Annotated in this window: 12 protein-coding genes; 3 read left to right on the forward strand and 9 right to left on the reverse strand. The window is 55.0% G+C overall.

Annotated elements, in window-relative coordinates:
• Window positions 1-13: 13 nt before the first annotated feature.
• The 9 genes from recC to rppH all read right to left on the reverse strand — a co-directional run bounded on the left by recC (window position 14) and on the right by rppH (window position 9,954).
• Window positions 14-3,394, reverse strand: coding sequence for an exodeoxyribonuclease V subunit gamma (gene recC / locus AC07WB_RS15325; protein WP_494940770.1), 3,381 nt, complete (start codon window positions 3,392-3,394; stop codon window positions 14-16).
• A gap of 115 nt (window positions 3,395-3,509) precedes the next feature.
• Window positions 3,510-3,851 carry a prepilin-type N-terminal cleavage/methylation domain-containing protein gene (locus AC07WB_RS15330; protein WP_345828457.1) on the reverse strand — a complete coding sequence of 114 codons (342 nt, stop codon included), beginning with the start codon at window positions 3,849-3,851 and terminating at the stop codon, window positions 3,510-3,512.
• Entirely contained in the window at window positions 3,784-4,206 is a 423-nt protein-coding gene (locus AC07WB_RS15335) for a DUF2509 family protein (protein ID WP_494940771.1), read from the reverse strand. Before AC07WB_RS15335 ends, AC07WB_RS15330 begins: the two co-directional genes overlap by 68 nt.
• Complete coding sequence (locus tag AC07WB_RS15340) at window positions 4,203-4,742, reverse strand: prepilin peptidase-dependent protein (protein ID WP_494940772.1); 540 nt, start codon at window positions 4,740-4,742, stop codon at window positions 4,203-4,205. Before AC07WB_RS15340 ends, AC07WB_RS15335 begins: the two co-directional genes overlap by 4 nt.
• Complete coding sequence (locus AC07WB_RS15345; protein ID WP_494940773.1) at window positions 4,733-5,203, reverse strand: prepilin-type N-terminal cleavage/methylation domain-containing protein; 471 nt, start codon at window positions 5,201-5,203, stop codon at window positions 4,733-4,735. The genes AC07WB_RS15340 and AC07WB_RS15345 overlap by 10 nt, the downstream gene beginning before the upstream one ends.
• Window positions 5,204-5,400: 197 nt before the next feature.
• Complete coding sequence (gene thyA / locus AC07WB_RS15350) at window positions 5,401-6,195, reverse strand: thymidylate synthase (protein WP_494940774.1); 795 nt, start codon at window positions 6,193-6,195, stop codon at window positions 5,401-5,403.
• Window positions 6,192-7,073 (reverse strand): prolipoprotein diacylglyceryl transferase, encoded by an 882-nt coding sequence (gene lgt, locus AC07WB_RS15355; protein WP_097096192.1) that lies wholly within the window; start codon window positions 7,071-7,073, stop codon window positions 6,192-6,194. The genes thyA and lgt overlap by 4 nt, the downstream gene beginning before the upstream one ends.
• A gap of 94 nt (window positions 7,074-7,167) precedes the next feature.
• Window positions 7,168-9,414: a phosphoenolpyruvate--protein phosphotransferase gene (gene ptsP, locus AC07WB_RS15360; RefSeq protein WP_097096191.1), complete on the reverse strand. Its 2,247-nt coding sequence runs from the start codon at window positions 9,412-9,414 to the stop codon at window positions 7,168-7,170.
• A gap of 12 nt (window positions 9,415-9,426) precedes the next feature.
• Complete coding sequence (rppH, locus tag AC07WB_RS15365) at window positions 9,427-9,954, reverse strand: RNA pyrophosphohydrolase (RefSeq protein ID WP_007890933.1); 528 nt, start codon at window positions 9,952-9,954, stop codon at window positions 9,427-9,429.
• A 683-nt stretch (window positions 9,955-10,637) separates the two neighbouring features.
• Between rppH and mutH the strand changes: the two genes are divergently transcribed.
• The 3 genes from mutH to AC07WB_RS15380 all read left to right on the forward strand — a co-directional run bounded on the left by mutH (window position 10,638) and on the right by AC07WB_RS15380 (window position 12,833).
• Window positions 10,638-11,324 carry a DNA mismatch repair endonuclease MutH gene (mutH, locus tag AC07WB_RS15370; protein ID WP_097096189.1) on the forward strand — a complete coding sequence of 229 codons (687 nt, stop codon included), beginning with the start codon at window positions 10,638-10,640 and terminating at the stop codon, window positions 11,322-11,324.
• 105 nt (window positions 11,325-11,429) lie between these two features.
• Complete coding sequence (locus tag AC07WB_RS15375) at window positions 11,430-11,648, forward strand: YgdI/YgdR family lipoprotein (RefSeq protein ID WP_097096187.1); 219 nt, start codon at window positions 11,430-11,432, stop codon at window positions 11,646-11,648.
• A 144-nt stretch (window positions 11,649-11,792) separates the two neighbouring features.
• A complete protein-coding gene (locus AC07WB_RS15380; protein WP_494940775.1) occupies window positions 11,793-12,833 on the forward strand; it encodes an NADP(H)-dependent aldo-keto reductase in 1,041 nt (346 codons plus the stop codon).
• Window positions 12,834-12,873: the final 40 nt, after the last annotated feature.

A 12,873-nucleotide genomic window follows, 5' to 3' on the forward strand; every position in this document is an offset into this window, starting at 1 on the left:
CTGTTCCCGATTGCTATTCATCATGTTGATGCGCAAGGCGCACCGGCAAATACCATTGCCGTGCGGCAGCGGTAATCGCCTGGATAGCCTCTTCATCAAGTGTTCGGCTAAGGCGCTGAAGATAGGGATCGCTGCCCTCGCCTTCAACCTGGAAACCACCCTGCCAGGCTTGCAGCAGTTTGTTAAGTGCCTTTTTCTGCGTTGCTTCGTCTTCCAGCAGCAGGTGCGCCTTGCTATCAAAGCTGGCCTCCAGCCAGGCCCCACCCGATTTATTGAGCAGCATCAGCGGCTGTACTAACCCCGCCTGATAACCCCCAACATACTCGCTCAGCAAAACTAATGCCCGATCGGCATCCAGTGCCGTAAAACGCCAGTGACTCTGTTTACGACCGTACATACGGCTTTCACCCGTACCGCCTAACGCGCAATACACCAGATGTTCGATCCATAACAACAGTCCATCGTTCATATTAAGCACGCCCGGACGCCAGCGCAGCAGCCCATCAGCTTGCACCTGGGTCAGCCAGCCGGTCAATTGCACATCGCCCAGCTTCAGATTGATCTCCCAACTCTCCGCCGGCTGGCGTTGACCGCTCACCTCCGCCGCCACTTCCTGCATCTCTTCGGTCTGGCTCTGCCAGAAAATTTCCCCAAAAGCGCCGTACGGTAGATTGCCTGCGGCACGATGGCGAGCATACAGCTGCGCCGGATCGTCACCGTTGACCAGCGTATTTAACAGCTGGGCGTTGATTTGATAACGCTCCAGACTGTCGGGAGCGAAGGGTTCGCTGTCGGGCAGTTCGCTCTCTTCCATCCAAAATGCGACGCCTAAGCGCTGCTGGAACCAGGCGCGCACCGGATGGCGCCAGAAACGCAGCAGTTGCTCCAGCGACAACGTTTCCAATGGCACCGGCGGTAAAGGCTGGACAAAATCAGGTTGCGCGACCCCGCTGCCGGTTGCGGCAGGTAGCCATTCCGCCGCAAAACTTTGGCCATATGCGCCCGGTTGGAAGTTCTCCGCCGCAAAAGGCATTCGGCTATGTAGCGTTTGTAGATGTTCACGCACATGCTGCTCGCTGACGTCAGGCTCACAGGCTTCGTCGCCGGGTAAACAGAAACTCTGCCCAAGATAATCCACCAGCTCACTCACTAATACTGAGGGATAGCGCTCGGTGTTGTCCTGAATAGCGCGGCCGATATAGCTGATATACAGCTGCTGCTGCGCCGAAATTAACGCTTCGAGGAACAGGTAGCGGTCATCATCACGGCGACTGCGATCGCCCTTACGCATCTGCTGCTGCATGAGGTCGAAACCAAGTGGCGCTAATGTGCGCGGGTAAACCCCGTCGTTCATGCCCAGCAAACACACCACCTTGAAGGGAATAGAGCGCATTGGCATCAGCGTACAAAAGTTGATCGGGCCGGCAAGAAAACGTTGGCTAATCCGCTGCTGATCGAGGCGCGAACGCAGCTCATCGCGCAGTAATGTGACCGGAATCGGCTGGTGATAAGCCGCTTGCATACCCTGTTCAATAATCTCCTGCCACTGCGTTTCCACCAGCAGCAGTGCGGCGTCACTTTCGGCATCACCGCTGAAGAAGCTGGTGATCAGCTCGCGACATAATGGCAACCAATCCTCAAGCGTGCGCTCTTGCGCCAGACGCGCGCGCCACTCTTCAAGCCGAGAGAGTAATTCGGCCAGATGTCCCGCCAGCTCAGCGATGAGGCCACTGGACTCGTCATACGGCAAAATACCCTGCCAGTCGCCGTTGCCACTTTCTAGCGCGTAGCCCAGCAGCATGCGCTGCAGACCAAAACGCCAGGTATGTTGTCCGGTCACCGGCAGCGCCAACGCTTCCACACTGGCATCATCCAACCCCCAGCGGATACCGGATTCCATCACCCAACGGCGTAGCAGTCGCAGCCCGCTTTCATCCACTGAGAAGCGTTGCGCCAGCGCTGGCACTTCCAGCAACGCCAGCACATCTTCCGAAGCAAAACGGCTTTCCGGCAATGCCAGTAAACCGATCAACGCCAATATAGCCGGGTGCGCCTGGCTGGCGCGGCGGTCTGAAATGGCAAAGGGTAAATAGCGCTCACTCGGCGCGCTGGCAAAAGCAGCCTGAATAAAGGGGGCATAACTGTCAATGTCTGCCACCATGACAATGATGTCGCGCGGCTTGAGCTCGGGATCGGCTTCCATTAGCGTTAGCAGGTGATCCTGCAACACTTCAACTTCACGCTGCGCACTATGGCACACCTGCAGCGTGATCGAGCGATCGTGCGGATCAAGCTGGCGTTTCTCACTGCTGTCGGCCAGTTCACCGGCGTTCAGTCCAATCACCGCTTTATCGTCGAGATTGAGCAGGTCCGACTGCAGACTGTGCAGCAGATTGTCTTGGGGCAATTCCACAAAGGCATCAATGTCGTTGGCGGCGGACTCCATCTGGCTCAGTAAAAACAGATTATCGCGCCCCAACTTGCCCCATGACGCGAGCAGTGGATTGGTGAGCTGTTGCTCGCCGAGATCGTTAAATAACGACGTGGCGCTAGCCGGATCGCGAAACAGCGGCTGTAGCTCATCTGATTGTAAACGACGCCGCTGGCGGCTTTGCAGCTTCGCCAGGAAGGCATAATCCTGAATGTCACCCCAATAGTGGCGACATGGATTGGTGAACAGCAGATGGATATCGATATGCCGTCCCAGCGCTTCTAACGCCTGAAGATAGACCGGCGGCAGCGCGGAAATACCGCAAATAAATACGCGCTGTGGCAGACCTGGCGGCGGCGTGTTTGCCTGTTCCAGTTCACGGATAAAGCGCGCATAAAGATTGGCACGATGCCACATCGGCTGGTCGAGGCTCTCCGTAAAGCTGACCAGATCGCACCACAGCGGTGCCTGCCAATGCTGTGATTCGCCTAAGCCATCAATTCGTTCACCGCGCTCCCAGCTATTGAGCCAGTCCGAGCGGTACACCAGATATTGGTCAAACAGATCGGCGACGCGGGCGCTGAGCTGATACAGCTTACGCTTATCATCGTCGTCATTGAGATAGTGCCGCAGCGGCTGGAAGGCCTCCTGCTCCAGCAAGGTCGGCAGCCGATGCATCAGCTTCCAGCTCATGCTGGCTTTGGTGAAGGCGCTCTCTTCAGGGATATCGGGTAGCACCTTAACGAACATGTTCCAGATAAAACTGGCGGGCAAAGGGAACTCGATGTTGGCGGCGATACCGAAACTGTTAGCCAGCTCCATTTGCAGCCATTGCGCCATACCGGGACTCTGTACCAGCACCTGTTCAGCAGCAAGCGGATCGGCTAGCGGCTGGTTTTCAATCAGAATACCTGCCAGATTTTTCAACAGATCGAGCTGATTGGAATGATAGACCCGGAACATAACTCTCCTTCAAAGATATACCCACCCTACTTCAAGCTGCAGGTACGTTAGCTGCACGCACTCAGCCGAGCCACTCTACCGTTTATCGCCATTGATGCCTACCGCTGAGGCCATCTCAGCGGCAATTGAGCTGTCCTAATGAGGCCGAGCGCTGTTGCGGTCCCGTCACCGTGACGTGCTCAAGTGTACAGCCGCCTGCGATGCTTTGCTGCTGGCGCTGGCTCTGCCAGCCCGCTACGTCATGACCAAGCAGCGCCTGCCCTGCAGCACGCCAGGCCTGCCGCTGCTGCCACTGCTGGCTAAAACCCAGTGCCAGCGCCCGATGATATTGCAACAAAGTGCTGATGGTCATTGCCAGCAGCAGCATCGCCACCAGCGTTTCCGCCAGGCTAAAGCCCTGTTGCTTCTGGCTGACACAGCTCCGGCTGCGAAAGCGGGCAATAATCGATCCAGCCATGTTCTTGCCGCTGGGTTTGCGAGTTACGTAGAGAAACCCAACGATAGAGCCACAGCGCTCGCCCTTCTCCATGTGCTGATAACAACGCATTGTCATCCTCCATACGTAATAGACAGCTTTGCCACTGCTCTGCCGCCCACTGCTGGCACTGCCAGCCGGTCGCCTGCGGCCAGTTTTGCACGCTCCCCCACTCCAGTGCGGAATACGCCTGCCAGAAATCCTGGTGATGCTGCTGCTCGTCCGCCACTGATACCATCCCTTGCGACAGCTGGCTGCGCGTAGCATGCAACGTCAGTCCACCCATGATTAACATCATCAGCACCATACCCAATGTGCTGTTGCCGCGTTGCTTCATAGATTGATTCCTTCAATCCAGTGTTCCAACGTCACGCTTTGGCTAGCCGCATGCCCTGCCAGTTGCAGGATAAGGCGTGTTCCCTGTCGTTCAAGTTTGAAGGTGTCGAGGGTGAGAAAGGCCGGATCGGACACTCTCTCCCACCCACTGCTGCTGCACTCATCCACACCACGCTGCATTTCCAGCTGTCCACTGCGCAGCCGATAGCCGTAATAGTCACTTTCGCTGTGCCCCACACCTTCCCAGCGCCCGTTGCTGTTCTCATCCCAGCGCAGTAAAACGCAGCTGCCATTCGCCGCAAGCGTTAGCGCGGCACCGTGGCACTGCCCGTGACAATAGCCCGCTCGTCGCAGCGCCTTCTGTAAAGTATTGGCGATCTGCTGCAGTTCCTGTTGCAGCTGCACACGCTGCTGCAGGCGCAGATTCTGCTCCAGTAGCAGGGGTAAAAAGCGCCCTACGCTGAGCATCAAAACGGCACCAATCGCCATAGCAATCAGCATTTCCAGCAGGCTAAAACCCCTTTGCGCTATTCGCATCCTTTCTCTCCCGGCTGACAGGCTCGGATACGCGCTCTGGCGGAGATGATTAGACGCCAGTGTCCGGCATCGCTAATGAGATCGATACTGCCGGGGCGTGCCACATCACGTCGCCCATAAAACCCCACTTCACCCGTCATGCCGGCAATGCGCACGCTGGCATGTGGCGGCCTGAATAGCCAACGAGATGCCAACGCACAGCCTTCCGCAGGCTTTTGCCCCGCGCCAAGGCAGCCGTTTTCCCCTGGCTGCAACCACAGAACAAGATCGCGATTGTGCCAGCTCGCGTAAGCGCGGGCCCGCAACAGAAATCCCTGCAGTTGCGCAACGCTTTCGCGTAGCTGTTGATAGTGCTGCCAGCGCTGCCAGCCTTGTAAGGCACCCACGCTGAGTATGCCGGCAATCACCATCACCAATAACAGTTCAGGTAAGGTGAATCCGTGGTGAATGTTTCTGTTCATGCCGGGTAATTTGCCGGTTGGGATGACGCTCAACAAGCGGAGGATTGGTGCTTTGGAAAATGCTGCGCAGGAAATCGCTGAGAGGTGCAGAGAGATACAGATTTTTGCGAGGTGGATCCAGAACTGAGGTGCGGTTGGGAATTGAGGTGCGGTTGGTAAGTGGTCGCCATAAATGGCGACCCTACGGGTAAATAGCGTTAAATCGCTACGGGTGCTTTAATCGCCGGATGCGGATCGTAGCCTTCGATGTCGAAATCTTCGAATTGATAATCGAAGATGGAGGCCGGTTTGCGCTTGATCACCAGCTTCGGCAACGGACGCGGTTCGCGCGTCAATTGCAGGCGTGCCTGTTCCAGATGGTTGCTGTAGAGATGCGTATCGCCACCCGTCCAGACAAAATCACCCACTTCGAGGTCGCACTGCTGCGCCACCATATGCACCAGCAGCGCATAGCTGGCGATATTAAACGGCAGACCGAGGAAGATATCGCACGAGCGCTGATACAGCTGGCAAGAGAGCTTGCCGTTAGCGACGTAGAACTGGAAGAAGGCATGACAAGGCGCCAGCGCCATCTCGTCCAGCTCACCCACGTTCCACGCCGAAACGATGATGCGGCGGGAATCCGGATCGCGCTTCAGCTGCTCAATCACTTTGCTAATCTGATCGATTTCTTCGCCCGAAGCGTTGCCCCAGCTGCGCCACTGCTTACCGTACACCGGGCCAAGATCGCCGTTCTCATCGGCCCACTCATCCCAAATGGTTACCTTGTTCTCTTTCAGATAACCGATGTTGGTTTCGCCTTTGAGGAACCACAGCAGCTCATGAATAATTGAGCGCAGATGCACTTTCTTGGTCGTAACCAGCGGAAAACCGTCCTGCAAATTGAAACGCATCTGGTGGCCAAAAATGGAGAGCGTGCCGGTTCCGGTGCGGTCGGCCTTTTCTGCGCCTTCATTCAGCACATGTTGCATTAAGTCCAGATACTGTTTCATTTTACCTCACGCGTTTGTTGCTGCGGGCGACGACGATACGCCCAAACCATCATAATCACACCGGCCAGAATCATGGGGATTGAGAGAATTTGTCCCATGCTGACGCCGCCTTCGAACAGACCAAGCTGCGCATCGGGCTGACGGAAGAACTCAACGATGATGCGGAATGCGCCGTAGCCAATCAGGAACAGGCCAGATACGCTGCCCATCGGACGCGGCTTGCGAATAAACAGATTCAGAATGATGAACAGCACAATGCCTTCGAGGCACAGCTCATACAGCTGCGAGGCATGACGCGGCAGCACGCCGTAGGTGTTCAGCAATTCCTGGTATTGCGGATTATTGGCCGCCAGCGCGATATCTTCGCTACGCGACCCCGGAAACAGCATGGCGAATTTGAAATCTGGCGCCACGCGGCCCCACAGTTCGCCGTTGATGAAGTTGCCCAGACGACCGGCACCTAAACCAAACGGGATCAGTGGCGCAATAAAATCGGCTACCTGGAAGAAAGTGCGTTTGGTACGACGCGCAAAGATCAGCATCACCACAATTACGCCGATTAAGCCGCCGTGGAACGACATACCGCCATCCCAGACCTTAAACAGATAAAGCGGATTCTCCAGGAACAGCGGCAGGTTGTAGAACAGCACATAGCCAATACGTCCGCCGAGGAACACGCCGAGGAAACCTGCGTACAGCAGATTCTCCACTTCCTCTTTTTTCCAGCCGCTGCCAGGTTTGTTAGCACGGCGCGTCGCCAGCCACATGGCAAAAATAAAGCCCACCAGATACATCAAACCGTACCAGTGAAGCGAAATCGGTCCGATTGAGAAAATCACCGGATCGAATTGGGGAAACGAAATGTAGCCGTTAGTCATCTTTCACCATCGTTCTTCTGCCCTTAAACGGGACAATAAAAGGCTGCGCATAATAGCACAGCCGGGTTGTACACAGGTCGGCAAGATGTAACCGTTAACGCCCGCCGCGAATCAGGCCGCCTAAACCGCGACGCTCCATAAAGGTTGAAACCAGGTGACGTACTTCTGATGCCGTATGCGCTGCCAATCCATGCTCGCTCAATTTCTGCGCTTCCTCGAAATCGAGATGACGCAGCAGATATTTCACGCGCGGCACGTTCTTGCCGTTCATGCTGAGGTGGTGATAGCCCATGCCCACTAACAGCGCGACACACATCGGATCGCCGGCCATTTCACCACACAAGCAGAGCTCCAGTTTGGCCTCGCGGGCTTCGCTGGCAATGGTGTGCAGCGCCCGCAGCATTGCCGGATGCAGCGAATCATACAGGTTCGCCACGCGCGTGTTGTTGCGATCCACTGCCAGCAAATATTGCGTGAGATCGTTGGTGCCCACCGAAATAAAATCAATGCGATCCGCCAGATGCGGGATCATAAATAGCATCGAGGGCACTTCGATCATGATACCAATCCGCGGCTTGGGAATCACATACCCCAGCATCTCTTCCACTTCACGACCAGCACGATCAATCAGACGACGCGCTTCATCGATCTCATCAATATGGCTAATCATCGGCAGTAAAATGCTCAGGTTGCCAGACGCCACATTGGCACGCAGCATGGCACGCACCTGCACCAGGAAGATTTCCGGCTGATCGAGCGTTAAACGAATGCCGCGCCAGCCAAGGCAGGGATTCTCTTCACTGATCGGCATATACGGCAGCTGTTTATCAGCCCCCACATCCAGCGTGCGTAGCGTGACCGGCTTATCGTAAAACAGCTGCAGCATGCCCTGGTACTGCGCCACCTGTTCCTCTTCGGAAGGGAAGCCGTTGTGCAGCATAAACGGGATTTCGGTGCGATACAGGCCAATGCCGTCAACCCAACTGTCGAGCGCCTGTTCATGTTCCGGGCTGAGGCCTGCATTCAGCATCACCTGCACGCGCTCGCCGCTTTTCAGCTCACCGGATTGCTCAACCACGCCTTCAGCCATTTTGCTCAGCGCGTTCTCTTCACTGATCAAACGCTGATATTCCTGTACCAACACCGGTTCAGGATCGATCAGCACTTCGCCGCGGTAGCCGTCAACAATCAGCAGGCGTTTGTTAAGCTGGGCGGGCAGGATATCCGCGCCCATCACGGTTGGAATGCCCATCGCGCGCGTCAAAATCGCCGCATGCGAGTTGGACGCACCGTCGCGGACCACCACGCCGGCTAAACGCTCCTGCGGCAGTTCGGCCAGGGTGGTGGCTGTGAGTTCATCGGCAACCAGTACGAAGCGTTCCGGCCAGGCATTGGTGCCCACCAGCGAATCATCGAGGTGAAAGAGCAGACGCTGACCTAGCACGCGCAAATCGCCGGCGCGCTCGCGTAAATATTGATCCTGCAGATTAGCGAACTGTTCGGCGAACTTCTCGATCACCGTCTTGACTGCCCATTCCGCGACCGATCCGCGATCGATCTCGTCAAAAAGATCTTTTTTCAGCCGCGCATCCGTGAGCAGATGCGAATAGAGATCGAAGATCGCCGCACTCTCTTTCTGCACGCTGGCGGCAAAGCGTTTACTGAAGCGGCGAAATTCGTTGCCCGCCTCACCCATTGCCAGCACCAGGCGCTCGCGCTCGCGCTGCACGTCCAGCGTGGAAGCGGCAGTGACCTGATCGAGCAGCGGCTGGGTTTCATCTACCCAACCTGGCGCAACCGCCACGCCAGGCGCAGCGGCAATCGCTTTGACGCGCGTCTGGCGGAATTGGCCAAACAGTTGGCCAAGCTGCGATTGCGACAGCAAGCCGGCCATTTGCGTGGCAAGCGTGACGAGAAACGACTCTTCGCTTTCATCGAACTGGCGGTGTTCGCGCTGCTGCACAACCAACACGCCAAGCAGCTGGCGGCGGCTGATAATCGGGACACCGAGGAAGGAGCGATAACGCTCCTCTTTAACAGAAGGAATGTATTTGAAGCTGGGATGGCTCTGAGCATCGGCGAGGTTGATCGGCTCGGCTAAGCGTCCGACAAGGCCAACAATACCTTCGTCAAATGCCAGCGTGACCGTACGACCACGCGGCTTTTTTAGTCCGCGTGTCGCCATCAGGTAGTAGCAACGACGATCGTGATCGGCGAGATAAACCGAGCAAACCTCGGTTTCCATCGCAAGGCAAATTTCGTTTACCAGAATGTCGAGTGCTTCATTCAGACGTGGAGCACTCGCCACTTTTTCTACTATTTCGCGCAACTGAGTGAGCATAAAGGGCGTGGCCTATCCTCTTTTACGTCGTTGGGCGGCGTTATTGCGCTGCCCCGCACTCTCCTGCATAGACATCACCACGCCAGCGAATTCTTTCATTACGCGGCGATAAACATCGCGCTTGAAAGAGACGACCTGACGTACCGGATACCAGAAGCTAACCCAGCGCCAACCATCAAACTCGGGCGTGCTGCTGTGCTGCACATTGATCTCCGCGTCACTACACATTAACTGCAGAAGAAACCACTTTTGTTTCTGGCCGATACACACCGGCTTTGTGTCCCAACGCACCAAACGTTTTGGCAACTTGTAACGTAACCAGTTACGGGTTGAAGCAAGTATTCGAACATCTTTGCGGTGTAAGCCCACTTCTTCGAACAGTTCGCGATACATCGCCTGTTCAGCAGTTTCACCCGGATTGATGCCTCCCTGAGGAAATTGCCAGGAGTGCTGTCCAAAGCGCCTGGCCCATAACACTTGTCCTTGCCTGTTGCAGATTACGATACCAACATTCGGGCGGTAGCCATCATCATCGATCACTGGACTACCTCAAAGCTAAATTTGAATAGCCTGATTGTTTCACACTCCTTACAGGCGGTAAACCACTGGATACTGAGGGTGATAACGGAATAAAAACAGGATAACTCACAGAGATAAGCCAAGTTATAAACAGCAAGCGGGAATTATGGCCGATCTTATTCACCTTTTCTGTGGATAGCGTTGTGCAGAACACGGGAATGAAGTGAATAACCACTTCAGAAAACTCTTACAAAACAATAAGTGAAACTCACAAAAAAAATTATTTTTCAGCGAGTTATTAAAAAATCGTCGACTAAATCCTAAGAGGATCGTCCTTTACTCACATTTGCTTTTTGGCGATCGGTTAAAGATCCATCAGCGGCGTTTTTATCCACAGAGAATGCCCTAAACCTGGTCAAAGAAAGGAAAAAAAGCGTTCAAAACGCGAAAGTCAAGGCTGTAAATGGAAACAGGTATCTTCATAACCAGGGGTTATCCCACTTTTCTGTGGATAACTAGGTTCAACATCTGTTCATTGTCGATAACAAGCTGGGATAACCTTAATAGCACTTCTGCTGTTAACGGGCATCAATCTAAAAAAAGCACGCTGAATCATGCTATTATCACACTTATTCACGTATCTGCCATGTGGACAAATTCAGCCAGCTTTTACTGTTCACTCTTCAACCAATGTGAGTTTTACCATGCACTCCTCACCGTTATTGCCGTCGCCACCGGAAAATGAAGCGGAATTACTGCAGCGCGCACAGCGACTGGCCGGCCAAACATTTGCCGCGCTGGCGGCACAGCTTAACCTGCCCATTCCGCCAAACCTGAAGCGTGACAAAGGCTGGGTGGGTATGCTGTTAGAGCTGCATCTGGGCGCCAGCGCGGGCAGCAAAGCCGAGCAGGATTTCGCCCATCTCGGCATTGAATTGAAAACCATACCGGTGGATGCGCAAGGCAAACCGCTGGAAACCACCTTCGTGTGCGTTGCGCCGCTTACCGGTAACAGCGGCGTCACCTGGGAAACCAGCCATGTGCGCCACAAGCTGGCGCGCGTGCTGTGGATCCCGATCGAAGGCGATCGTGGCATACCGCTAGCCGATCGCCGCGTGGGATCGCCTTTGCTGTGGCATCCCAGTGAAGAAGAGGAACAGCAACTGCGTGAGGATTGGGAAGAGCTAATGGATATGATTGTGCTGGGTCAGGTAGAGCGCATCACCGCACGTCACGGCGCCTGGCTACAAATCCGTCCTAAAGCGGCGAACAGCAAAGCGTTGACGGAAGCCATTGGCCAACACGGCGAGCCTATCATGACGCTGCCACGCGGTTTTTATTTAAAGAAAAGCTTCACCGGTCCTTTGCTCGCCCGTCATTTTCTAATGTAAATGCACTTTTCTGCCGATAAATTTTAGGAATGATGCGATTACTCCTAACGGCGAAAGCATTTATTACTACACTTTTGCTGTTGAAGTCGTTGGAAGGAGAGAAGAATGAAAGGGTTGGTAAGTGCAGTGGGTGTCATGTTGGCTGCGGTATTGATGAGTGGTTGCAGTAGTGATTACGTGATGGCGACCAAAGATGGTCGTATGATTATGACCGATGGTAAGCCCGCCATTGATAAAGAGACCGGTTTAGTGCAGTACACCGATGAGCAAGGCCATCAGATGCAGATCAATGGTGATGAGGTCTCGACCATCATTGAGCGTTAAGTGCCAAATTACATCGCCTGCACACGTTTTCTCCCTGTGCAGGCGATTTCCCGAACTTTCCCCCCTTCCTTCCGCGCCGCTTCACACGCTATAGTCCCACTGGACACAACATTCCCTTTCATAATGAAAATAGGATGCCGGCACATGCACTATCACCGTATTCCCCATAGCACGCTGGAAGTGAGTCAGCTGGGGCTTGGAACCATGACGTTTGGTGAGCAGAACAGCGAAGCCGACGCCCACGCACAACTCGATTACGCAGTTAGCAGCGGCATAAATCTGATTGATACTGCGGAAATGTATCCGGTGCCGCCGCGCCCGGAAACCCAGGGTTTAACTGAACAGTACATTGGTAGCTGGCTGAAAAAGCGCGGCAGCCGCGACAAAATCATTCTGGCCAGTAAAGTGGCGGGGCCAGTGCGCGGTGCCGATGCATCGATTCGCCCGCACCAGGCGCTGGATCGCAAAAACATCCGTGAAGCGCTGGATGCCAGCCTGAAACGCCTGAATACCGACTATCTCGATCTCTATCAGCTGCACTGGCCGCAGCGCCAGACCAACTATTTTGGCAAGCTGGGCTATCAATTTACCGATTCCAGCGTGCCAGTGACGCTGCTGGAAACGCTGGAAGCGCTGACGGAACAAGTGCGCGCCGGTAAAATTCGTTACATTGGTGTATCGAATGAAACCGCGTGGGGCGTGATGCGCTACCTGCAGCTGGCGGAAAAGCATGAGCTGCCGCGTATCGTCACCATCCAGAATCCGTATAGCCTGCTGAACCGGAGTTTCGAGGTGGGTTTGGCAGAGATCAGCCAGCATGAAGGCGTTGAGCTGTTGGCTTACTCCAGCCTGGCGTTTGGTACCTTGAGCGGTAAATATCTGAACGGGGCAAAACCGGCCGGTGCGCGCAATACGCTATTCAGCCGCTTCACGCGCTACAGCGGCGATCAGTCACAGCAGGCGATTGCTGCCTACGTGGATCTTGCGAAGAAGCACAACCTGGATCCCTCGCAGATGGCGCTGGCCTATGTGCGTCAGCAGCCGTTTGTCGCCAGCACCCTATTGGGCGCCACCACGATGGAGCAACTGAAGGTTAACGTGGAGAGTTTCAATCTGACGCTGAACGCCGAGGTGTTAGAGGAGCTGGAAGCGATTCACCGCCAGTTTACTTATCCCGCGCCTTGAAACCAGGTGCGCATTAATGCGCACCCTACATGTCAATCGT

The sequence above is a fragment of the Pantoea sp. GW821-FHT03E06 genome (assembly GCF_059420725.1).